This is a genomic window from Leclercia sp. LTM14 (assembly GCF_023736175.1).
Taxonomy (GTDB): Bacteria; Pseudomonadota; Gammaproteobacteria; order Enterobacterales; family Enterobacteriaceae; genus Enterobacter; species Enterobacter barmai.
This window is the reverse complement of record NZ_JAIKTT010000002.1, coordinates 371779-392601: the sequence shown is the minus strand read 5'-3', so window position 1 is coordinate 392601 and position 20823 is coordinate 371779. Positions and strand designations below refer to the sequence as shown.

The 20823-nt window shown below is 54.3% G+C and carries 26 protein-coding genes; 5 read left to right on the top strand and 21 right to left on the bottom strand.

Translation table 11 applies throughout. From position 1 onward, the window contains the following. Positions 1-157: 157 nt before the first annotated feature. Both K5I40_RS06300 and K5I40_RS06295 read left to right on the top strand, forming a co-directional pair. Positions 158-2134: an alkyl/aryl-sulfatase gene (locus K5I40_RS06300; protein ID WP_223074098.1), complete on the top strand. Its 1977-nt coding sequence runs from the start codon at positions 158-160 to the stop codon at positions 2132-2134. A 120-nt stretch (positions 2135-2254) separates the two neighbouring features. Then, positions 2255-3181, top strand: a complete 927-nt coding sequence (locus K5I40_RS06295; protein WP_223074097.1) for a LysR family transcriptional regulator — start codon at positions 2255-2257, stop codon at positions 3179-3181. On the opposite strand, the gene mdcH is transcribed toward K5I40_RS06295, so the two are convergent. The 8 genes from mdcH to mdcA form a co-directional block, all read right to left on the bottom strand. Then, positions 3178-4086: a malonate decarboxylase subunit epsilon gene (mdcH, locus tag K5I40_RS06290; protein ID WP_223074096.1), complete on the bottom strand. Its 909-nt coding sequence runs from the start codon at positions 4084-4086 to the stop codon at positions 3178-3180. The genes K5I40_RS06295 and mdcH overlap by 4 nt on opposite strands. After that, positions 4083-4703: a malonate decarboxylase holo-ACP synthase gene (locus K5I40_RS06285; RefSeq protein ID WP_138368932.1), complete on the bottom strand. Its 621-nt coding sequence runs from the start codon at positions 4701-4703 to the stop codon at positions 4083-4085. The genes mdcH and K5I40_RS06285 overlap by 4 nt, the downstream gene beginning before the upstream one ends. Before the next feature lies 1 nt (position 4704). Further along, the gene (locus K5I40_RS06280; protein WP_223074095.1) at positions 4705-5664 is read right to left on the bottom strand and encodes an AEC family transporter; all 960 of its coding nucleotides are present in this window, start codon (positions 5662-5664) and stop codon (positions 4705-4707) included. A 136-nt stretch (positions 5665-5800) separates the two neighbouring features. Continuing rightward, positions 5801-6601, bottom strand: a complete 801-nt coding sequence (gene mdcE / locus K5I40_RS06275; RefSeq protein ID WP_223074340.1) for a biotin-independent malonate decarboxylase subunit gamma — start codon at positions 6599-6601, stop codon at positions 5801-5803. Further along, positions 6601-7434 (bottom strand): biotin-independent malonate decarboxylase subunit beta, encoded by an 834-nt coding sequence (locus tag K5I40_RS06270; protein WP_039028784.1) that lies wholly within the window; start codon positions 7432-7434, stop codon positions 6601-6603. Before K5I40_RS06270 ends, mdcE begins: the two co-directional genes overlap by 1 nt. Then, positions 7427-7726: a malonate decarboxylase acyl carrier protein gene (gene mdcC, locus K5I40_RS06265; protein WP_039028783.1), complete on the bottom strand. Its 300-nt coding sequence runs from the start codon at positions 7724-7726 to the stop codon at positions 7427-7429. The genes K5I40_RS06270 and mdcC overlap by 8 nt, the downstream gene beginning before the upstream one ends. A 10-nt stretch (positions 7727-7736) precedes the next feature. Continuing rightward, positions 7737-8597, bottom strand: a complete 861-nt coding sequence (locus K5I40_RS06260) for a triphosphoribosyl-dephospho-CoA synthase (protein WP_223074094.1) — start codon at positions 8595-8597, stop codon at positions 7737-7739. Next, a complete protein-coding gene (gene mdcA, locus K5I40_RS06255; protein ID WP_039028781.1) occupies positions 8597-10252 on the bottom strand; it encodes a malonate decarboxylase subunit alpha in 1656 nt (551 codons plus the stop codon). The genes K5I40_RS06260 and mdcA overlap by 1 nt, the downstream gene beginning before the upstream one ends. A gap of 232 nt (positions 10253-10484) precedes the next feature. Between mdcA and K5I40_RS06250 the strand changes: the two genes are divergently transcribed. The 3 genes from K5I40_RS06250 (at position 10485) to K5I40_RS06240 (ending at position 12006) form a co-directional block, all read left to right on the top strand. Further along, complete coding sequence (locus K5I40_RS06250) at positions 10485-11051, top strand: TetR/AcrR family transcriptional regulator (RefSeq protein ID WP_223074093.1); 567 nt, start codon at positions 10485-10487, stop codon at positions 11049-11051. Positions 11052-11114: 63 nt separating this feature from the next. Further along, positions 11115-11591 carry a nuclear transport factor 2 family protein gene (locus K5I40_RS06245; protein WP_223074092.1) on the top strand — a complete coding sequence of 159 codons (477 nt, stop codon included), beginning with the start codon at positions 11115-11117 and terminating at the stop codon, positions 11589-11591. Between the two features lie 97 nt (positions 11592-11688). Further along, positions 11689-12006, top strand: coding sequence for a YebG family protein (locus tag K5I40_RS06240; protein ID WP_039028778.1), 318 nt, complete (start codon positions 11689-11691; stop codon positions 12004-12006). Positions 12007-12106: 100 nt separating this feature from the next. Here K5I40_RS06240 and K5I40_RS06235 read toward each other — a convergent pair whose 3' ends face one another. The 13 genes from K5I40_RS06235 to K5I40_RS06175 form a co-directional block, all read right to left on the bottom strand. Next, positions 12107-12391 (bottom strand): type II toxin-antitoxin system RelE/ParE family toxin, encoded by a 285-nt coding sequence (locus tag K5I40_RS06235; protein WP_223074091.1) that lies wholly within the window; start codon positions 12389-12391, stop codon positions 12107-12109. Then, the gene (locus K5I40_RS06230) at positions 12381-12629 is read right to left on the bottom strand and encodes a type II toxin-antitoxin system Phd/YefM family antitoxin (RefSeq protein ID WP_139565073.1); all 249 of its coding nucleotides are present in this window, start codon (positions 12627-12629) and stop codon (positions 12381-12383) included. The genes K5I40_RS06235 and K5I40_RS06230 overlap by 11 nt, the downstream gene beginning before the upstream one ends. Before the next feature lie 373 nt (positions 12630-13002). Then, positions 13003-13536: a DUF2514 family protein gene (locus K5I40_RS06225; protein ID WP_223074090.1), complete on the bottom strand. Its 534-nt coding sequence runs from the start codon at positions 13534-13536 to the stop codon at positions 13003-13005. After that, a complete protein-coding gene (locus K5I40_RS06220) occupies positions 13533-14033 on the bottom strand; it encodes a lysozyme (RefSeq protein WP_223074339.1) in 501 nt (166 codons plus the stop codon). Before K5I40_RS06220 ends, K5I40_RS06225 begins: the two co-directional genes overlap by 4 nt. Positions 14034-14052: 19 nt before the next feature. After that, positions 14053-14205 (bottom strand): HP1 family phage holin, encoded by a 153-nt coding sequence (locus K5I40_RS06215; protein WP_309241907.1) that lies wholly within the window; start codon positions 14203-14205, stop codon positions 14053-14055. A gap of 33 nt (positions 14206-14238) precedes the next feature. Further along, the gene (locus K5I40_RS06210) at positions 14239-14577 is read right to left on the bottom strand and encodes a phage baseplate plug protein (protein ID WP_223074088.1); all 339 of its coding nucleotides are present in this window, start codon (positions 14575-14577) and stop codon (positions 14239-14241) included. After that, entirely contained in the window at positions 14574-15200 is a 627-nt protein-coding gene (locus K5I40_RS06205) for a phage baseplate protein (RefSeq protein WP_223074087.1), read from the bottom strand. The genes K5I40_RS06210 and K5I40_RS06205 overlap by 4 nt, the downstream gene beginning before the upstream one ends. Before the next feature lie 238 nt (positions 15201-15438). Next, entirely contained in the window at positions 15439-17313 is a 1875-nt protein-coding gene (locus tag K5I40_RS06200) for a tape measure protein (protein ID WP_223074086.1), read from the bottom strand. Further along, a complete protein-coding gene (locus K5I40_RS06195) occupies positions 17310-17924 on the bottom strand; it encodes a hypothetical protein (protein ID WP_251929559.1) in 615 nt (204 codons plus the stop codon). The genes K5I40_RS06200 and K5I40_RS06195 overlap by 4 nt, the downstream gene beginning before the upstream one ends. Then, complete coding sequence (locus K5I40_RS06190) at positions 17924-18343, bottom strand: phage protein (RefSeq protein ID WP_223074084.1); 420 nt, start codon at positions 18341-18343, stop codon at positions 17924-17926. The genes K5I40_RS06195 and K5I40_RS06190 overlap by 1 nt, the downstream gene beginning before the upstream one ends. 2 nt (positions 18344-18345) lie before the next feature. Further along, on the bottom strand, positions 18346-19713 hold the full coding sequence (locus K5I40_RS06185; protein WP_223074083.1) for a DUF3383 family protein: 1368 nt from the start codon (positions 19711-19713) through the stop codon (positions 18346-18348). Continuing rightward, positions 19714-20499, bottom strand: a complete 786-nt coding sequence (locus K5I40_RS06180) for a hypothetical protein (RefSeq protein ID WP_223074082.1) — start codon at positions 20497-20499, stop codon at positions 19714-19716. It lies immediately after the preceding gene. After that, positions 20499-20753, bottom strand: coding sequence for a hypothetical protein (locus K5I40_RS06175; protein WP_182920033.1), 255 nt, complete (start codon positions 20751-20753; stop codon positions 20499-20501). Before K5I40_RS06175 ends, K5I40_RS06180 begins: the two co-directional genes overlap by 1 nt. Positions 20754-20823: the final 70 nt, after the last annotated feature.

Here is a 20823-nt window from a genome sequence, read left to right as displayed (position 1 = left end):
CACAAGACTTGAACGGATCTGACGGCAATAAATCATCAGTCCCATATGGGACTATTCACTGAAGCCATTCTCCTTAAAATATCCCTCAATGAGTCCGCATTTGAATTATCCGCCGCATAATATTGATGGCGGTACAAATAATCTAAGAGGCCGTTCAATGAAATTAAATAAAATTGCTAAACAACTGGCACTGGCCGGTGTTTTAACCTCGCTGTCAGTTTCTGCATTTGCTGAGATGCTCCCGCTGGATGCGACACCAGCAACCCGGGAGGCAAATAACGCGCTGTACAACAAACTGCCGTTCAACGATAAAACCGACTTTGAAAACGTGCATAAAGGCTTTATCGCCCCGCTACCCCAGACCGAGCTCAAAGGGCCGGAAGGTAACGTTATCTGGAACCCTGCGAAATATGACTTTGTGAAAGAGGGGGTGAAAGCGCCGGATACCGTTAACCCGAGTCTGTGGCGTCAGTCGCAGCTAATTAACGTGGGCGGTCTGTTTAAAGTGACTGACGGCGTTTATCAGATCCGCAACCTCGACCTCTCAAATATGACCATTGTCGAAGGTGAGAAAGGCATTACCATTATCGATCCGCTGCTGAGTGCCGAGCCTGCCAAAGAGGGGCTGGAGCTTTACTATGCAAACCGCGGTAAGAAACCGGTTGTCGCCGTCCTGTTTACCCACAGCCACGTTGACCACTATGGCGGTATTCGCGGCGTGGTTGACGAGGCTGATGTTAAGTCGGGTAAGGTGAAACTCTATGCGCCAGCAGGCTTCATGGAGGAAGCGGTGTCCGAGAACATTATGGCCGGTACCGCCATGAGCCGCCGCGCCAGCTATATGTACGGTAACCTGCTGAAACCTGATGCCAAAGGGCAGGTGGGCGCGGGTCTGGGGACGACCACTTCAGCGGGTACCGTGACGCTGCTCCAGCCGACCAACTACATCACCCATACCGGGCAGCAGGAAGTGATCGACGGTTTAACCTATGACTTTATGATGGCGCCGGGTTCGGAAGCACCGTCAGAGATGCTCTGGTACGTTAAAGAGAAAAAGATGATCGAGGCTGCTGAGGATGTGACTCACACCCTGCACAACACCTATTCTCTGCGCGGGGCTAAAATCCGCGATCCGCTGGCATGGTCTAAATACATCAATGACGCTATCGAACGCTGGGGCGGCGATGCGGAAGTCATTATCGCTCAGCACCACTGGCCAACCTGGGGTAACGACAATATCGTCAAGCTGATGAAAGGTCAGCGAGATATGTACCGTTACATCAATGACCAGACCCTTAGGATGGCCAACGAAGGCCTGACTCGGGACGAAATTGCCGCCAACTTTAAACTGCCGGAGTCGCTGGAAAAACAGTGGTCCAGTCGCGGGTATTACGGTTCTGTCAGCCATAACGTCAAAGCAACCTACGTCTATTACCTTGGCTGGTTCGATGGCAACCCGGCTACCCTTGACGAGCTCCCGCCGGAACAGGCCGCGAAGAAATTCGTTGAATATATGGGCGGTGCCGATGCCATCATGCAGAAAGCCAAAGCCGACTACCAGCAGGGTAACTACCGCTGGGTGGCGCAGGTGACCAGTAAAATTGTCTTTGCCGATCCTAAGAACGCAGATGCCCGCAACCTCGAGGCGGATGCGCTGGAGCAGTTGGGCTATCAGGCCGAATCCGGCCCGTGGCGTAACTTCTATCTGACCGGCGCACAGGAATTGCGTAATGGCGTGATGAAAGGACCAACCCCGAACACCGCCAGCCCGGATACCGTACGTGCGATGACGCCTGAAATGTTCTTTGACTATCTGGCGGTTCATATCAACGGCGAGAAAGCAGGTAAAGCGAAAGCGGTGTTCAATGTCGATCTTGGAAAAGACGGCGGCAAGTACAAGCTGGAACTGGAAAACGGGGTGCTGAACCATACCGCGAACGCACAGGCGAAAGATGCCGATGCCTCCATTACATTAGATCGCGCCGTGCTGAACAAAATCCTGCTGAAAGAGGAGACGCTCAAGCAGGCTGAAGGGAATGGGGACGTGAAGATTACCGGTGACAGTGCGAAGCTTGATGAAATGCTTGGCTACATGGACAAATTTGAATTCTGGTTCAACATTGTTACGCCGTAAGAGATTGTGCTCAGTAAAGCTGCCTCCGGGCAGCTTTTTTCGTGTGATAATTGAACCTGACGTCATCCTCCTGTGAAGCAGGTATACTCTGGGCTTCACAAAAGATGAAACCGGACCGCGATGAAAGACGATATCCATCAGGACATTACCTTCCGCAAGCTCAGCGTTTTTATGATGTTTATGAGTAAGGGTAATATTGCCCGTACCGCAGAGGCCTTAGGGCTCAGTAGCGTCAGCGTTCACCGGGCACTGCATACCCTTGAAGAGGGCGTGGGCTGTCCGCTGTTTGTCCATAAGGGGCGTAACCTGCTGCCGCTGCCTGCCGCCTGGACGCTGCTGGAGTACTGTCAGGACGTTATTAGCCTGATGAACAAGGGGCTGGAGGAGACCCGCAAAGTGGCAGGCGTCGGGCGCGGGCGGTTGCGTATCGGCACGCTCTACTCCCTGACGCTGGAAACGGTGCCAAAAATTATCATGGGCATGAAGCTGCGTCGGCCTTCGCTGGAGCTGGATTTAACCATGGGTTCTAACCAGATGCTGCTGGATATGCTGGAGGACGACGCGCTGGATGCGATCCTGATCTCCACCGACGAAGGTGAATTTGCCGGTTCTAAATTCGACGTTGTGCCGCTGTTTCATGACGATATCTTTCTTGCCGCGCCGGGAAGCGAAAAGCTCAACACCACGCAAACGGCAGATTTACGTGACTATGCGGATCGGAAATTTGTTTCACTGGCTGAAGGTTTCGCCACCTACGCTGGTTTCCAGGAAGCCTTTAATATTGCCGGATTTGAGCCGGAGATCGTCACCCGCGTAAATGACATTTTCTCGATGATAAGTCTGGTGCAGGCGGGGGTGGGCTTTTCCCTTATCCCCGGGCGAATGAAAAAGGTCTACGAGAATGACGTCCAGCTTCTGAAGCTGGCGGAGCCGTATCAGATGCGCCAGCTGATTTCGATTGTCTATATGCATCACCGCGAGCGGGACCAGGATCTGCTGGCGCTCGCGGCAGAAGGGCGGATGTACGCCCGTGGGCTGGTGGTTTAATCCTGGCGGTTAAGCCGTTTCACCAGATGCTGCACCACTTCAATGCTGTTACGTTCCCGGCAAATCGCATCGCCCTGCCAGCCTGCGAGATGGGTAAGCCCTGTCAGGACGCTGCCCGGCGGCATTTCGATTGCCAGACGCGCGTCGCGCTGGTTGGCAGAAACCATGGCGTCCTGCCACTGGACGGTGCGGGCCATATTAAACGCCAGATCGTCGGCGATTTTTTGCGGTTCCCACAGCACCCGCGCCGTCGAACCGCTCAGATAGGTGCAATGAGGGCGTGACAACGTCACGGATTGAAAGGCCTGCGCCAGCCTTGCCGCCGGTTTATCCAGCAATGCGCAGTGGGAAGGAACGCTGACGGCCAGCCGGGTGGCTTTACTGGCTCCCGCATCCAGCGCTTTTTGCGCGACGTTCGCCATCTCTTCATCGCGACCGGCGATCACAATCTGCGTTTCCGCATTGAGGTTAGCGATATACGTCTCGCTGCCCGCCATCAGTTTTTCCAGCTGCGAAAGCTGCAAACCCACAATGGCCGTCAGGCCGTAACCCTGCGGATAGGCCTGCTCCATCAGCTCGCCTCGTAGCGCCACCAGGCGAAGGGCATCGCGAATATCGAGGGCGCCAGCGATCACGGCCGCAGGATAAGCCCCAATGGAGAGGCCGCTGACCATATCCGGTTTGACGTTGTGGGCAATTAACTCGCGGGCCCAGGCGACACCGGCGATCAACAAACACAGCTGCACCGCACGGGTATGTTTCAGCGATGCTTCGCTGTCCAGTTGGTAAGTTTCATCTCCCAGAACGGCGCTCACGTCGTTGAGAATGGCTTCACGATCGGGGATATGTTGCAGCATGCCAGCGCGTTGCGTGCCCTGGCCTGGAAAGGTAAAGAGGATTTTCATTCTGGCTCCCTGTGCCATGGCGTGGCGGTCAGCTGCGGGCCGGTGGCCGTTTTAAGCAGGACGCGTCCTTCGCGCAGCCACTCATTAAGCGCAAAAGCGCCATAGGGTGTCTCCACCTGGGTATCGGCGCGGCAGGGCAATTTTTCGATCTGAGCCTGCCACTGGCGCAGTTCCTCGTCGGTCAACGGCTGCGGGGCGCGGATAAGCAAATCGAGATCGCTGTCGGCATGAAGCACAGGGATCTCCGTCGCCAGCGCATATGCCGTACTGCCGGTAATGCCCCAGTGCCAGGGCCATGCGAAGGTGGTAAGCAAAATAGCCGCCTGGAGAGGCGGCTGAGAAACAAAAGGCGAGTGCAGGAGGCGTTCGCGTTCAGCCAGCGTTTCCGGCGACATCACGCGGGAAACGCTTTCAGCCTTCACCCATCCCGCGGCGCGTTGTTCGCGCTTCATGCCGCGCACGCCAACCGGAATATCCTGCTGCGCATTCACATCGCGCCGGACCACAACCGGCAAACCGGTATGCCACTGGTTTGCTACCCATGCCTCCTGAATATCAAGGAGAGCATCGCGGCTTTTCAGCCACAGTAAGTCGTGAGGGCGCGGTGTGAATGTCATTTTAAATACCTGAAGTGAGTGTGATAAACAGCGGTAACGACAGGATACACAGAACGGAGCTCAACAGCAGCACGGCTTCTGCATCCGGTGACTGCACGCCAAAGCGGTTGCCGAACACCACACCGAAGAAACCGGCAGACAACGCAATCATCAGGATCGCGGTGATAGCCACGGAGCCATGCAGACCAAAGGCGATAACGATACCCCAGGCGATGAACGGCTGGATCAGCAGTTTGGTGACCGTCGCGATCCCGACCATTGCGTTCAGCTTCAGCTTGCGGGCCGAGAGGATCACACCGGTCAGGAACAGCGCCGCCGCGGTTGCCGAGAGGCCCAGAGGCTTGATCGCCGCCAGCAGCAGGTCCGGCATTTTGATACCGATTGCGGAAAGAATCACCCCGAGCAGCGGGCCCATCACGATAGGTTTTTTCAGTGAACGCCACATCAGTACCGGCAGCATCGCAAGTGTAGAACCGCTGTTTTCGCCCGCGTCCCGCGCTTTCTCACGCTCCAGGATCAGCAGACAGAACGGCGTCATCAGAACCGAACCACAGGCGATAGAGACCGCCACCGACAGCGAGGTGGCAGAGCCTTCGCCCAGCACGCTGCCCAGAATAGGCAGGCCCAGCGCGGCATAGTTTGGCAGGGCCACAGTCAGCGTCAACACGGCGGCATCCTGCGGTGACTTTTTAAAGATGCTGGTGGCGGTAAAGTAGATCGCCGCATAGGTGATCCACATTGCGCCTGTCAGCACCACAATCAGCGGAGACTGGGCAACAATACCCGCCCAGGGGGGCTGCACGGTAGCGCTGAACAGCGCAGCCGGCAGGGCAAAATCCATTACGAAAATATTCAGGAGCGACACATTCTTGTTGTCGACCATTTTGGCTTTACCGGCCCAGAAGCCGAGCAGCATGATGATAAAAATTGGCGCAAGGGCATGAACAATTACATAAGTCATAGATCACCTGTAGATAAAAAAATTAACACTGACGCGATGGTTATAATTTTCTAAAAGCGAGTTGACCGTGGGCGCTATGTTGCGCCCGACGGGACCGCTTTCGGCAGGTCTTTTTTTACGTACTTTGTACTGCTCGTTACCAGGCGGCGCGCATTTTCTCACGCACCAGCGCGGAGCTACGGCGATTTTCCGCGCCGAGGCGGTTTGTGAGGCCGGGATCTTTACGGGCATCGGCGATGGCTTTTTGCACGGTGATTTCTACCGTTGCCAGATCCGCATCAGAGGGTGCATCCGGATTGCTGAGGGTCAGCAGATCCGACAGCAGGCCCAGGGTGGCGTAGTTACTGACGTCATAAGCCATTGGCGGAATGGTTGCCGCCAGTTTTTCCAGGGCATCAACGGTACGCAGGGTGATACGTGCGGCGGACTCTTTACCCATCGCATGCACCAGCACGCCTTTATCGTTGATAGCGATCAGGCGGTTAGCCTGATAACCGTGCGCCAGAAACGCGCCGGACATCGCTTTACCAACGATAAGACCGATCACCGGATGGCCCGCCAGACGCGCTTTGGCATAGGCGCCAGCAGCCCCTGCCAGCGCCTGGTGGATCCCAAACGCTTCTTCACGGCGGCCATAGGCCTGGCTGGGGACGTCGATCACGGCCACAATCGGGCGCTTCACATCGCTGTTGGCATCAGCATCGATGGTCTCATTGACCACTTTGGCCAGCGTCCAGCCTTCGAGCAGGCCCACTTCGCCTTTCGCCGCGCGTGGATAATGGTTGTTGGCGTCGGGTACGACTGCGATAAAGCGGACGTTTTCGCCGTTCAGCGGCGCATCGGCCACCTGAACAGAAGGGCACAGGCCGCTCATGCGTGGGGCGTTCGGGGCCAGTTTTTCCAGCCAGATGGCGGCGCGGTTATTGGACTGAATCATCATTTCACCTCCCCGGCGAAAAGCTGTTTGATTTGCGCGGTATCGGCCTGCTGGCGCGTGTCGAAGTTCGACAGGCGAGCCAGGAAATCGGCATATTTATCGCTGCGGTGCTGAGCCGGAACGCCTTTGGCGATCGCCTCGTTCATGGCGGTCTTCACGGCGTTGACGCCGTCGCCCACCAGGGCATCCACCAGGCCGCTTTCGTAACGGATTTCGCCGCCGGTCATGCTCCAGATAAACGGACGGTCGCGGGAGTCATACTCTTCAATCCCGGCTTCCTGTTCGATAACCTGCGGACCGTTCAGGCCAAGCCGCGCTTCGCGGGTGACGATCAGGTAGCTGCACAGCGCCGCGGCGATAGACATCCCGCCGAAGCAGCCGACGGTGCCGGTAATAATGCCGACCACCGGGGTATAGCGACGCAGATCGACAATCGCGGCGTGAATATCAGCGATAGCCGCCAGACCGAGATTGGCTTCCTGTAAACGCACGCCGCCGGTCTCCAGACTCAGCACAGCCTGCGTCGGGATGCCGTTACGGTTATCTTCGGCAGCCAGCTCCAGCGCCGCCGCCATTTTGGCGCCGGACACTTCACCCATGCTGCCGCCCTGGAAGGTACCTTCGATGGCAATGACCACAGCGGACTGGCCATTAATGGTGCCGCGAGCAACCACCATACCGTCGTCGGATTGCGGAACCACGCCCTGCGGCGCAAGCCACGGAGACATAATGCCTTCGAACGGATCGAGCAGTTCGCGGTAGCTGCCTTCATCCAGCAGCGCGTGGGCACGCTCACGGGCGCGCAGTTCAATAAAGCTGCGATCGTTACGCATGGCTCACCTCTTCAAATACCTGTTCGATACGAATGCGCGCCACGCCAGGCGTTGCGCCGAAATCGTGGATCACCAGCTTGCCCGCAGGCAGACCGTTAGTCAGATTCAGGCGCTCGAACAACGCGTTCCAGCGGCGGGTACTGTTATCCACGGAGGTGGTGATATCGATGCTGAGGGCATCTCCTGCGGCGGCGGTGAACAGAACTTCCATATCACCGGAGCCTACAACGCCTGCCAGCGCTTTGCCCTGAAGGGTACGGCTGGCAGGAAATGACAATGTAATGTGTTCCATAACATCCTCTTTAAAATGAGCAAGACGCGGGCTGGCAAACCCTGTCGAGAAACAGCGTGGCGGCGAGCAGATCGGCGGCACCACCGGGGGACGCGTTAAGGGCCAGCATCTGTGAATCCAGACGAGCCAGCGCCTGACGGCCTTTCGCGGTTGCGCTGCCGCCCGCTGCAAGCACGGCACGGGCACCGCTCTGCATGGTTTCCAGTCCCGGCATGCCGGCACGCGAAAGCACGCAGGTGTCGCTGAGCGAGGTCATGATCGCCATCAGCGCGTCAATGCGGGCTTCGCTTTCGCTCGCACCCTGCGCACGGCTGCGCAATAGCTGCGGCAGCGCCAGCGTCATCACGTGGGGAAACGCCTGCTGGGCCTCTTCACGCGCGCCGGGCACCCGATACTGATGGGTGGCTTTCAACCCTTTGCTGAAGAGTTTCGGCGCCGCGTTATCGGGCAGACGGGCGAGGAGGGCGGCGGTGTCCGCCATCTGCTGCGCGCTGGCATTGCCGTTCAGCATGGCGGCTGCGCTGACCAACAGGCCGAGTGCCCAGATAGCGCCGCGATGGGTATTAACGCCCCCGGTGGCGGCCATCATCTGCCGTTCACCTTCACGCCCAAGACGACCCACGGTTTCGCGCAGGGCGATGTCGGCAGGACGTTGCCAGCTCTGTCGGGCCAGTTGCAGAAACGTTGGGGTCAGGCTGTGCGCAGAACGCTCCATCAGAGCTAAGGACAAATCGTGATGCGCCCCGTTTCCCCGGCTGTCTACCAGACCCGGTTTCGGGCTTAATCGCGCTTCGTCGATCAGGCAGTCGCGGGCAATCGTCGCCAGCAGCTGTGCCTGACCCTCTGACTGAGTCTGTGACAGGAGTTTCATTACCAGCTCCGGAATTTCGCAGGTGGGTTATACAGACCGTCGGACCACTCAACCAGATCCGCAACGCTGCTGGCAGCCAGCAGGGAACGGGTGGCTTCAGAACGGCGAATGCCGATATCTTCCGGATACACCACTTTGCCGCTCTTACGCAGTTCCGCCACGCGTTTCGCATCAACGCCAAGGCCGATATCGGTGATGCCAGCCACTGCGGCAACCATGGCGCGGCGCTCTTCAATGCTGTTTGCACGATACAGGTAGGCGATGCCCTCTTCGGTCAGAACGTGGGTCACGTCGTCGCCATAAATCATTACCGGTGCCAGCGGCATACCGGAGGATTTCGCCACCTCAACCGCATCCAGCTGTTCAACGAACGTTGGCTTAACGCCAGCCTGGAAGGTTTCCACCATCTGAACGACCAGTTTTTTACCGCGCTGCATCGGGTCGGGTTCGGTGATCATATTCAGCCATGCCGGGGTAGCGTGACGACGACCGTGAGGATCGTGGCCCATATTCGGCGCACCGCCGAAGCCGGAAAGACGGCCCCGGGTCACGGTTGAGGAGTTGGCCAGGCCATCCACCTGCAGAGTGGAACCGATAAACATATCGACCGCGTACTGGCCTGCCAGCTGGCAGAACGCGCGGTTGGAGCGCATGGAGCCATCGGCACCGGTAAAGAAAATGTCCGGGCGGGCACGGATGTACTCTTCCATCCCCAGTTCGCCGCCGAAGCAGTGCACGCTCTCAACCCAGCCGCTTTCAATCGCCGGGATCAGCGTTGGATGCGGGTTCAGGGTCCAGTGCTTACAGATTTTGCCTTTAAGACCAAGCTGTTCGCCGTAAGTGGGCAGCAGCAGTTCGATCGCGGCGGTGTTGAAACCGATGCCGTGGTTCAGGGACTGGACCTGATGTTCGGCGTAGATGCCTTTAATCGCCATCATCGCCATCAGGATATGTTCCTGCTTGATCAGGCGCGGATCGCGGGTGAACAGCGGTTCGATAAAGAACGGCTTATCGGCGACGACGACGTAATCAATCCACGAACCCGGAATATCCACGCGAGGCAGGTCGCATTCGTCATCGACGATTTCATTAACCTGGGCGATAACAATCCCGTCACGGAAGGCGGCGGCTTCTACCAGGGCCGGGGTGTCTTCGGTACTTGGCCCGGTGTAGAGGTTGCCTTTGCGGTCAGCTTTGTAGCCGGCAATCAGCGCCACATTCGGGCAGAGATCGACGTACAGGCGCGAATAGAGTTCGATATAGGTATGAATAGCACCGATCTCCAGCTGGCCGTCCTGCAACAGCTGTGAAATGCGCAGGCTTTGCGGGCCTGAGAAAGAGAAATCGAGCTTGCGGGCGATACCTTTTTCGAAGATATCCAGATGCTCGCTGCGACCCACGCTTGGCATGATCATATGCAGGTCGTGAATTTTTGCCGGGCTGACTTCTGCAAGCTTGCGGGAGAGGAAATCGGCCTGCTTCTGGTTATTACCTTCCAGCACCACGCGGTCGCCGGGGGCAATCAGTTTTTCCAGGGCATCCACCAGATCGTCGGTGGGGATGACTTTACCCTGCAACGGAAGGGAAGCGACGCGTCGGGCCTTTTCGCTGCGACGTGTGTTCCAGTTCCGGGCCGGACTTTGGCCAGCATTCATTTTTAACCTCCTGATTCAGCAAATCATTTTTGCCTAAATTTATGCTGCATTAAGTCTGCTCCGTAAGGAGTAGTGCATCAATTAAGCTAAGAAACAGATTGTTAGCCTGAGAGTAATGATTCCGTGTGACATTATGAGGGGGCGATCAAAGCAGGAAGGTTAAGTATGGACTACCTGCGAGAATGAGAAGATTTAACTTGCCTGGGTAGAACGATCGTTCTACCATTAAGTCATGAACAAAAACACGACAAACACCCGGGAAAAAATTCTCGCTACCGCTGAACAACTCATCTACGAGAACGGGATCCATGCGACCGGCATGGATCTTCTGGTTAAAACCTCAGGCGTGGCGCGGAAAAGTATTTATCACCATTTCGCCAACAAAGACGAAGTGGCGGCTGCGGCGCTGAACGCGCGGGATATTCGCTGGATGGAATGGTTCAGATCTGAGTGTGACAAAGCGGATACGCCGCAGGAACGCATCCTGAATATGTTCACCGTGCTCAAAGGCTGGTTTGAGTCAGAGGGATATCGCGGTTGCGCCTTCATCAATACTGCGGGAGAAGTAGGGGACAGTGCCGATCCGGTGCGCCAGATCGCCAGACTGCATAAACAGAAAATACTGGATTACGCCCTCGAACTGACCGGGCAGCTGAATATTGAACACGCCTCAACCCTGGCGAGGCAGTTACTGTTATTGATTGAAGGCGCCATCACCCTGTCACGCGTTATGGGTGATTACCGCGCCGCAGATGATGCCCGAAATATTGCTCAGTTATTACTGAAACAGGTTGCTTAAAAAAGACCTGCGTTCCGGGAATAAATACTCCCTGAAATATCCAATGATGCTGGAGGCTCCACCATGTCTGATGCACAAGTTCGTCCGCCGCTTCCTCCGTTTACTCGTGAATCCGCGATTGAAAAAGTCAGGCTCGCTGAAGATGGATGGAATAGCCGCGACGCGGAAAAAGTTTCGCTGGCTTACTCTCTGGATACCAAATGGCGTAACCGCGCTGAGTTTGCCAATAATCGCGAAGAAGCCAAAGGATTCCTGGAGCGCAAGTGGAAGAAGGAGCTTGAGTACCGTCTTATTAAAGAGTTATGGGCATTTGGGGAGAACCGCATTGCAGTCCGCTACGCCTACGAATGGCACGATGATTCGGGTAACTGGTTCCGTTCTTACGGCAATGAGAACTGGGAGTTCGGGGAGGATGGGCTGATGCAGCGCCGTTTCGCCTGTATTAACGACATGCCTATCAAGGAAAGCGAGCGCAAGTTCCACTGGCCGCTGGGGCGTCGCCCGGACGATCACCCGGGGCTGAGTGATTTGGGGCTGTAAGATTTAGATCTTTACCGTGCTCATGCAAGCACATTATGGCTGCAAGATAAGCCAGTAACTGCTATACTGTATGCATACACAGTATAGGGGGTGCAGAATGGCTGTTGAAACAAAATTTGTCGTCGTAAGAAAAGGTGAAGAGAAAATGACATTTGCCAGTAAGAAAGAGGCTGACGCTCACGACAAACTGCTTGACCTTGCAGAAGCGTTCACCGACTGGCTGTTGCAGAGCGGAATGCAGATGGATGAGACGCAGGCTGAAAATCTTGGGCTGTATCTCGCCGAGCAGAAAGAGGCCGTGCAGCATATTCTGCGTACCAGCAAGCTTCCCGATCTCAATGCCGCAACTGCAACAGAGAAAACAGAGTCTGATGTGGAAGGTGGTAAAAAAATCAGAGCCGTCAAAGCTGCCTGATTGCCAGAACACATCATTACTGAGTCTGATGCCGTGAGCGGGAAACTGCTTGCGGCTTTTTTTTGGATGGGTATTCAGATGTCCGGGGCAGGGTAAGGCTCTAATTTCTCTGTTGTGTCATTTTGTAGATGTCATCATTTTCACGCTTTCCAACACCAATCACAGTTACCGTGATAATTGCGTCTTCGACACGGTAAACCAGTCTGTATCCTGCGCCACGCAGTTTAATTTTGTACTGATCTTTTCGGCCATGTAACTGCGAAGCCGGAACACGAGGGTTTTGAAGCCGTTCCCGGAGCTTCTTTTTGAACTGTTCCTGTATGGTTTGTCCCAGTTTTTTCCATTCTTTTAATGCAGATTCGTTAAATGCCAGCTTATAGGTCATCAATATTGACCTCAATGACCCGTTCATTTGCTCGCTCATCAATGATACGACCCAGCTCTTCATCCTCAAGAATATCCATAAGCTGAGCATAAAGAGCCGGAGGAACACAGTAGAAAGCGGGTTCATTGCGGTTAAGAATGGCAACCGGGGCTCCTTCGCCAGCATTGAAGGTTCCCATTGGGTCGCGTTTAAGTTCGGTGATGCTCGCAGCAGTAGTAGTTAAAATTTGAAATGGCATGATGTGTCTCCTGGTTGATGCCTCAATTATAGCGCCTTTAATGGTGCCAATAATAGCGTCCTGAATGGCGTCCTGGTGCGAGGGCGTGATTCTTTATTACAGGAGGGGCATCATGGATTGAAAGTTCCAACAGAAAGCTACAACTACAACCTTAGTACGCATAATGTATATTATGTTAAATTGGCAGGAGCGCGATGTAATCCGCTTGTTATCTACGTTAAAACAGGAAAAGCCTTCTTTTCCATGAATCTAATCGTATATGTAGTTGGCCTCTGTTGCAACTACAAACAAGCGACAAACATCACACCCCCACCCTTTTCATTCACTCATAACCTGCATCAATGATAAACGGGCATTAATTGATCCGTTTCGATCACTCAACAGATCGCGTTACCGCGTCATAGGTGCGCTCGCAGACGCTCCCGGCGCTGACTGCTGCATCAGCATATTGAGCGAGTTCTCCCGCGCGGCGGTCAGATTCTTCGTACAGGTCGGCAAGCATATTGATGGCTTCGGCGGCTGTCTGCCTGCTGGCGACATTTGCGGAAAGCTTGCCTGTCTCACTGGCTGCGAGTTTACGCCGGATATCTGCGAGCGCTCCGCGCAACCGGCCAGCAACATCATTAGCGGCAGCAGCTTCAGCCAGCGCGTTCTGTTTCTCTTTTTCTGCATTCCTGACAATCTCCTCAGTTTCATCCTTACGGCGGCGTTCTTCGTCGCGCTGTGCTTTTTCCTGCGCCAACTGAGCGGCTTTATCGGCCAGATCCCGGTTAGCCCATTTGGTATTCCATTCCTGGTCGCTTGCGCTTTTACCAGCCTCATAGCTGTTATGATGGATAGCCCAGCCAGCACTACCCAAAGACGCGCCTACGAACAGGCAAATAACAACGGCGTACTTTGCTTTCATTTATCCAAACCCCAGCACGTTAATTCCGACTCCTGGTCACGCCGGATTACCTGACCAAAGCAGTTATTTTCCCTCACTCGACAATCTCGCCCGGCATCATGCACCCAGCGCTTTATTTCCGCGCACGCACCGAATCTGTCTCCGGCGTTTAACTTTCGGTAAAACGTCGAGGTAAAGCATTTACCGGGGCCGATATTCCACGGACAAAATGAAGCGATACCAACTTTTTGCGGTTCGGTTAATTGCACCCTGACATTTTTATCCACCCATGCCAGCGCCTTTGCTTGTTCCGCTTTATCAATTTTGTCGCACTGCGCTTGCGTTAATTTCATGCCTTTGATTACCGGCTTTCCTTCAACGTAAGTAACACCGCCGCAAATAGTCCAGACCCCCCGGCTTTTATCCTGATACGCTATTAAGCTGGTTCCTTCTTTTTCATGCTGGAATTGAGACATTAAAACCGGGGCGCTCGCTCCGACTGCAATTAACGCCAGCATAGCGGCACTGAGTTTTGATTTATTTCCCACTCACGGCCCCCTCTGCAATTAACGTCCTGCGGCGCTCGTAATACCAGTTCACGCCACAGGTAACGAGCGTACAGCCAATACCTATTAACACCGCCCATTCATTTAATGATAACGTCGCCATAGCTGCCGTTATTAACCCCACCCGATAAGTTATCCATTCCCAAAATCGCCCCACTTAATCACTCTCCACATCATCGTATAGATAAAGGCCGAACGACCCATTAAAGGCATCCACGCTGCCGAACGGAACATTAGGACGCAGACGCGCAACACCCACTGCACCCGCACCGGAATAGCCTGGCATCCGACCACTTAGCGGATGCCAGATGCCTGGACGCATGCAAATATGTGACAACGTAACGGTACGATCTGAATTAGAAATAGCCAGCCACCACAGCTTTGTGGTGTCGGAAAAATACAGCCTCATGTTCAAAATGAGGCCGTTTAAAGAGGTGGTAAATTCCTGGTCTGGGATGTCAGGGATGATATTGATTTCATAATGTGCAATGGTCATAGGAATATTTCCTTAACCCCACGCTCTACCGCTCGCTTCATTTTTGTAAGAGTGTCATATTTCTGCGGCTCCTTGGTTGCCACAACAGGCGCGGCGCTCTTTTTGCCTGCTGAAACTCTCCCCTGCCCTGCCGTGCTGGAACTTTTCGATTTAATGGATCTGGAGCGCTGAAAAGTCACCGTGTCGACTTTTTCAGCCGTCAGCTTTACGGTCAGATAGTTTTGCTTAGGTTCGCGGGAAATACTGAGAGAAGTGATTACCGCCTGCGGCATGGCGTTGAATGAGGTGTAAACGGACACGAATTCTTTGAGGTCATAGGCGGCCTCAATCTGCTGCGCCTGGTTCATTGCCAGAACCATGTTTTGCGTAGCGTTAAGCAGACCAAACCCATACGGCAGCATGGCCCCGGTAATAATTCCCTCAATGGTGATTACCTTCGGATCGTCAACCGTTCCGTCTGAGATTTTATAACCAGTTTCAACCTTGCCCTTGGCAACAGTTCGCTTGACGCTCAACTCCTCGCGCTTTTTAAGCCTTAGTGACACTGTAACGCCGGACTCAAAGACCATAACAGCCCTTTCATCACGCGGCGCAGTTATCGCGGCAATACCCATGTCAGACATAAAAGCCCCAAAAAAAATCCCCTGATACAGGGGATTCTTTCACTTTCTCTGACGTGGTTACATCGCGTTACCGCTGGGATAGATACTAGCTTGGTGGCATAATCAGTCCGCCCAACAAGCCAAACGATCTTCCTATTAGTAACACTTGCTGTATGGCCTTCTCACCAAATGATGCGTAAAGAACAACAGAAACCGCAATCAAACCCAATGCCAAAGCATATTTTTTTAACATTTTTATTTACCTTGCCCCAGTTACCTCATGCATATTACCACCTAGCTCACTATTCATTGTACCGGGATTAGTCAAATTATTGGCCGTTTCAGCTGCTTCTTTTGGACTGGCGACCTGAATGACTGTAGAGGTATTACCACTATTGGTTATCGTGGTCTGTGCATTGTTTTTGGCTGATGGCGGAACAATGGCGGGATTCATGAGATTTCCGCCACCACCGAACAGCCCTGTAATGCTTCCCCCCAAATCCAGCATAAACTTTGTAATTGAATTCAGCTTTGTATCTTCTGTTTTTATTCCCGCAATCTCATATACCTTTTGCTCCGCTACTCCAGATACCTCTCTAAGACCTCTGAGCATTTCAACTATTTTTGGATAGCGCTTTTCGAATTCATCAAAACTTCCAAATAGCTCATCAAAAATCGAACCGCCCTCACCATTCATCCAGTGTTTCCACTCAATAAATACCTCGCGTAAGAACCAGACAGCAGCACCAACAGCAAGGAAAGGCCAAATTGCTGCGATTATTGGCACTGCCAGCGCTGCGAATGCTGCGCCTACCGCACCCAGGATGCCAATCAGAATCGTCGATTTACTATCGTCGGACAGCGTTGACCAAAACTCCGCAACCTCTTTCTCCGCACTTCTGGCCACAGGAATAAGGGTATTTGCCGCCCAGTCAGTGAACCGTTGCCATTCGCCGCCGATCGTGGCTTTAGCCAGGAATGCTTGCCAGTCATTCGCCATTACCGTCGTTACCTGACCCCACGTCCAGCCCTGCTTTTTAAGCAGGTCGGCATTGTTTGCGGCCATTTTCTCAAAGGCTTTGAACATCGCATCCGCAGTCAGTTTGCCCTGCTCTGACATCTGGCGCAGACCCTTAACGTCCGTTCCGAATGCCTCTGCGACTTTTGGCGCCATCGTGCCGATCGCTTCCATGAATGAGCGGAATTCATCCCCACCGAACCGGTCAGAAGAAAACGCCTGGCCCATCTGATAAAGGGCTGCGCTTTTCGCTTCCTCACTTCCTCCGCCTAACTGTAGTGCGCCCACCAGCCCCTGCGTGGCTTTGATGGTTCGTTCCTGAGAATAGCCAAGCTTTTCCGTAGCCGTAGCCATATTGGTATAGGTGGAAATAAACGAGCCGCTATCGCTTCGCATATCGCTGGCCGCTGCATTCAGCGCGAAGAACGCCTCTTTAGCATCACCCGTCGTCTGTGCCAGCCTTGCCAGTTGCGCCTGCTGGCGCTGGATGGTGTCCATGCTGTCAGCCATTGCATTAGCCCCGGCCACCACCCCGGCAGTGAGGCCGGCACCCGCAAGCAGGTTATCCATTCCAAAGCGGAAACCGCCGCCCGTAGCTGTTTTTATTGCTTCAGCCGCTGGAGTAAGTGGCATATTTGAAAAACTTTTGGCTGAGGTGTCATATTTTGACAGTGGATTTCCTGCACGAGGATCCATTAATCCACCCGCTCGCCCAGCAAACCAGCCACCCTGTGGCGGAGGTGGCAAACCTAACCCTCCGCCACCCGGAGGAGATAGCAGACCTGCAACTCCGCCACCAGCCCCCTGCACGGCTGCGCGTGCGACCTTTTGAGCCTCTTTCCTTACTGTGTCGGCCAGAGGGGTACGGCTTATCAAATTTACGCCTGTCGCTGTGATAGCGGCGACGGCGGCGGTTGTCGTGGCAGATGGCATCGCTGACGCGCCCGACGGCGCATACGGACTGGAGGGCTTCAAATTATTGACGCGCTTGATAGCGGCGTCCAGTTGGTTAACTTTGGCGATCGCTTTATCAATAGCGGCATCAAAGCTATTCAACCCGGCGAGGTCAGGCAATACATCAATTTTCGTTACGAGGTCAGCAGACATGTCTGTCATTTTTTCACCTTGCTAAGCGCGTGCTGAACCGCGTTATCAAACTGGATAACGGCGGAAGCTCTCATGATGGAATCAAAGGAGGCGCGGCCTGTCACTACGTCTGCGTAGCTAATCAGGCCGCTTTCAATCACTCGCCAGATGACGAGTTCTGTGCGGACGGTGGGGTTAAGGTTTTCAACAAGGCGCTGAACAGTTGCCGCATGGCTCCCTGCATCGTTGCCGCTGTGTCCAGACCAATATTTTTTTAACCCTGCGGTAACGGGCAGAATGGAGAGCTTGAGGCACTCCAGCGCCAGCAGGTAAACATCAGCGATGTTATCAGGGGTAAAGTGGAGGTTTACTTCATCCCAACTGGTCAGGAAATTGCCGCTTTCCACGTCCTGAGCGCGGGATTTCTCCAGCAGCGTAAAGAGCAGTTCGTCGTGGTCTGCCCGGTTGAGCACGCCGAAAATCTTGGATGACATCGTCAGGATGCTTTCAACCTGGCTGATACCATGCTTCGACAGGATTTCCGCCACGCGCAGGTTAAAGTGGATCGCATCAAACGCGCTCATGCGAATGATGCAGTAGGCTTTGTCGTTGACTTCAACGTGTTTGATTCCGTTATCCATCAGACAGAGACCCCATTAATAACCGAATCCACTTCGCCCGTTACCAGCTTCCATTCCAGAGTCTGAGCACCAGCACCGTTATTCGCACCATCGGTAGGCTGGCGCGTAAACATGGCGTGGGTGAAACGGTGAACCGTCTTATTACGGGTATTGGTCAGAGTTACCGGAATAACAGCTTTGGTTTTCTGCATAAGCGCCAGAGCTGTGTTAGACGGGGAATTACGCTGCGTAACGAACGTCAGCGAGCCCTCATCAGTGGGATTGTCCACAAAAGACCAGTCACCGCCGATCCCTGATGTAACCGTGACCTGGTCATCAGCCATTTCCAGTGTGATGTTACTGTCTTTCGCCAGGCCGATGACCGGAAGGATCCCCACGGTAATCAGCCAGTCTTTGGATGACATTACGCCTAAATACATAATTAAACTCCGTAGGTCATGGCTGAGCCGATCGCATCAACATGCTTGATGGCGTAGCGGAGGTAGAAACTGAACGGAATACTGATATCACCGTTAATGCGCTGCGTGGCGCTAACCTGCTCCATAGTCGGGCGCGTTACGGTAAAGCCACGAACCAGATCGCCATCAGCATTGGTGAAGTCCAGGAGGATCCCGCCTGCGTCTTTACCGGCTTGCAGGGAGCTTTCCATTTTGGCGCAGACAACCTCATAGCCCGGCAGGTCATGACCGATTTTGTTACGGTTCACGAACAGCGTTGCGAGGTCTTTCTGCATGCGGTCAGCCTGCCAGAAGGCAAATCGCACAACCTCGATTGACTCACCAAAACCTGTTAGGCCGGGATAAGTCACCGTGACGCCAGACCCGTAGTCCTCAAAGGTATTGCCGTTAAGCGCGCGGATTTTCTGATAATCGGTTTCGGTGAAGTCATCCGCCTGCACTGCGTTAAGCGTCTTAAGCGCCCAGGTCTCAGAGCCCGGCTGCATAACCAGGCAACGCCCTGCAAGTGCCGCATCAAGGAAGTTTTTAGCCCGCTTAGTGCTGATGGCAAAAGAACCTGTCATGTTCTTATCGTGCAGATATTTGGTGATGCTGTCCGTAGCCCAGGTGGAAACGGAGTAATCATCAATAAACACGCCCATTTTGTTTGGTTGCGCTTCAACCCAGTCGGCGATCGCTTTCTGCACTGACAGAATACGAACCGGTGTCATGCACATGAAAAACTTGCTGTACTGGTTTTTGATTGCCGCAATAGCTGTCGGAACAGCCGCCGCCGACGCTGTAGATTCTGCGTGTACAACCTCCGCGCCCTCCAGATAGACAATGCGCCCATCCACAGTAAAGCGCCCGGCCCCGCCAGAGTCAGCCACGATGTCCGTTACCGCAGTTCCGCCGCTCTTCCATGCCGTGCCGTCATAGCTGGCGCTACGATAATCGTTGCCTTTGATATAACCAATGGTCGCTTTTGTAGCCGCTGGCGCACCAGCAACCGGAACGCCGTTAAGCGCAATCATGGTTTTGGTGTAGACCGCCGACAAATCACCGACGACCAGGGTATCCGGCGCGGGTTTCTGTGAGAAGTACGCCTGAACCGCCAGCAGGTTATCGCCGGAAATCCCATCCGTGGCCGCGTCGTTCGCCGCATTAGCGCCGCTATAGACCCGGTATAAATCGGTAAAATCACTGATATCTGCGGTATCGTAGTTTGAGTATTTCAGCCCAAAGAACGCCGCAGCAGGCGCAAGGATAATCCCCACGCCGAAAACCCCATACTGGGCCGCAGTCGCCTGCCGCCCAATCTTCACGCTAAAAAGCCTGCTTAAATCTGCCATTTATGCACCTTTGATGACGATCGTCACCTTGTTGCCCTTTTCCACTGTTGCGCTTTCAAGCCAGCGCTCCCGTTTGTAGTGCTGGTAAACAAATTGCAGTGACAGTGTCACCTGAGCCATTTGCTGGTAAACGAGGTTATCAATTAGCGGTGAGCTATTCTCGAAATCGCCTGAGCGGTCAATGGAGCAGTTGTTATTGAACTGCCAGAAATCGCCATCGGTGCTATCCACCTCTAGCATGAAGTTTTCCAGGAACTCCTGTGCGTCGTCGGCAGAACGGATAACCAGCACGCTGGCGTAACAGTTGTAGTGATATACCCTGTAATCACCATCCCACGTTTTCGCAAAGGGCTGCGGCTCCCGGCCAGAACTGAGCAGGTGAAGCGCAGTAAACGGATCCTTTGGCTCTGGTAGCTTCTGCATCGCATAGAGAGGGTTGTCACCCACCAGCTGCATCAGCGCCTGACGCAGGCGCACCAGCGCGACGTATGGCGCACCCGTCATGATTAATGCCCTGGCCTGGGTATCAGTGGGCTTTAGCGTGCCAGTGGGGAACTTCACCACACAGCCGACCGACAGCGCGAAATCGGCGGGGATCGTAATCGCCGGTGCGCTGCCGTCAGAGAGTTCGATTGCCGTGATGAAAGCAATATCGCTGCCGTTGTAAGGTGTGAAGAGAATATCTTTGATATTGCCGTTAGCGTTGAATGTCGCCTTTTCCGCCCTGTAATCCGGGTAAGCAACCTCCCCGCTAACGGTCATTAATTTGACCGTATAGCCAGCCATTATCCCACCAGCGCCAGCGCGTCCTGTTCTTTCATGACAAACAGCAGGTACTCATAGTGGTTAATCACGCCGTTAAGCCACTCCTGGCGCTGCACCACTTCGTAATATCTGCCACCACAAAGCACGATCGCCCCGTTATGCTCGCCCTCCTCAGTTACCAGGAGATCCGCTTCACCGATGGCCTCCAGATAGTCATGGGGCTTACGGCCAGCCAGGTACTGCCTGAACGAGCCATTACCATCAACAGGCTGCATGCTGAGAAACGCGGGTTGCTGGTCTGTATATTCCTGGCGGGTAATACCTCCCACGTTCTCAGCTGGTAGG

Bases quoted from the DNA above. Each gene is read 5' to 3' on its own strand.
- K5I40_RS06300 (WP_223074098.1), top strand. From the start codon at position 158: ATGAAATTAAATAAAATTGCTAAACAACTGGCACTGGCCGGTGTTTTA.
- K5I40_RS06295 (WP_223074097.1), top strand. From the start codon at position 2,255: ATGAAAGACGATATCCATCAGGACATTACCTTCCGCAAGCTCAGCGTT.
- mdcH (WP_223074096.1), bottom strand. From the start codon at position 4,086: ATGAAAATCCTCTTTACCTTTCCAGGCCAGGGCACGCAACGCGCTGGC.
- K5I40_RS06285 (WP_138368932.1), bottom strand. From the start codon at position 4,703: ATGACATTCACACCGCGCCCTCACGACTTACTGTGGCTGAAAAGCCGC.
- K5I40_RS06280 (WP_223074095.1), bottom strand. From the start codon at position 5,664: ATGACTTATGTAATTGTTCATGCCCTTGCGCCAATTTTTATCATCATG.
- mdcE (WP_223074340.1), bottom strand. From the start codon at position 6,601: ATGATTCAGTCCAATAACCGCGCCGCCATCTGGCTGGAAAAACTGGCC.
- K5I40_RS06270 (WP_039028784.1), bottom strand. From the start codon at position 7,434: ATGCGTAACGATCGCAGCTTTATTGAACTGCGCGCCCGTGAGCGTGCC.
- mdcC (WP_039028783.1), bottom strand. From the start codon at position 7,726: ATGGAACACATTACATTGTCATTTCCTGCCAGCCGTACCCTTCAGGGC.
- K5I40_RS06260 (WP_223074094.1), bottom strand. From the start codon at position 8,597: ATGAAACTCCTGTCACAGACTCAGTCAGAGGGTCAGGCACAGCTGCTG.
- mdcA (WP_039028781.1), bottom strand. From the start codon at position 10,252: ATGAATGCTGGCCAAAGTCCGGCCCGGAACTGGAACACACGTCGCAGC.
- K5I40_RS06250 (WP_223074093.1), top strand. From the start codon at position 10,485: ATGAACAAAAACACGACAAACACCCGGGAAAAAATTCTCGCTACCGCT.
- K5I40_RS06245 (WP_223074092.1), top strand. From the start codon at position 11,115: ATGTCTGATGCACAAGTTCGTCCGCCGCTTCCTCCGTTTACTCGTGAA.
- K5I40_RS06240 (WP_039028778.1), top strand. From the start codon at position 11,689: ATGGCTGTTGAAACAAAATTTGTCGTCGTAAGAAAAGGTGAAGAGAAA.
- K5I40_RS06235 (WP_223074091.1), bottom strand. From the start codon at position 12,391: ATGACCTATAAGCTGGCATTTAACGAATCTGCATTAAAAGAATGGAAA.
- K5I40_RS06230 (WP_139565073.1), bottom strand. From the start codon at position 12,629: ATGCCATTTCAAATTTTAACTACTACTGCTGCGAGCATCACCGAACTT.
- K5I40_RS06225 (WP_223074090.1), bottom strand. From the start codon at position 13,536: ATGAAAGCAAAGTACGCCGTTGTTATTTGCCTGTTCGTAGGCGCGTCT.
- K5I40_RS06220 (WP_223074339.1), bottom strand. From the start codon at position 14,033: ATGCTGGCGTTAATTGCAGTCGGAGCGAGCGCCCCGGTTTTAATGTCT.
- K5I40_RS06210 (WP_223074088.1), bottom strand. From the start codon at position 14,577: ATGACCATTGCACATTATGAAATCAATATCATCCCTGACATCCCAGAC.
- K5I40_RS06205 (WP_223074087.1), bottom strand. From the start codon at position 15,200: ATGTCTGACATGGGTATTGCCGCGATAACTGCGCCGCGTGATGAAAGG.
- K5I40_RS06200 (WP_223074086.1), bottom strand. From the start codon at position 17,313: ATGACAGACATGTCTGCTGACCTCGTAACGAAAATTGATGTATTGCCT.
- K5I40_RS06195 (WP_251929559.1), bottom strand. From the start codon at position 17,924: ATGGATAACGGAATCAAACACGTTGAAGTCAACGACAAAGCCTACTGC.
- K5I40_RS06190 (WP_223074084.1), bottom strand. From the start codon at position 18,343: ATGTATTTAGGCGTAATGTCATCCAAAGACTGGCTGATTACCGTGGGG.
- K5I40_RS06185 (WP_223074083.1), bottom strand. From the start codon at position 19,713: ATGGCAGATTTAAGCAGGCTTTTTAGCGTGAAGATTGGGCGGCAGGCG.
- K5I40_RS06180 (WP_223074082.1), bottom strand. From the start codon at position 20,499: ATGGCTGGCTATACGGTCAAATTAATGACCGTTAGCGGGGAGGTTGCT.
- K5I40_RS06175 (WP_182920033.1), bottom strand. From the start codon at position 20,753: ATGCAGCCTGTTGATGGTAATGGCTCGTTCAGGCAGTACCTGGCTGGC.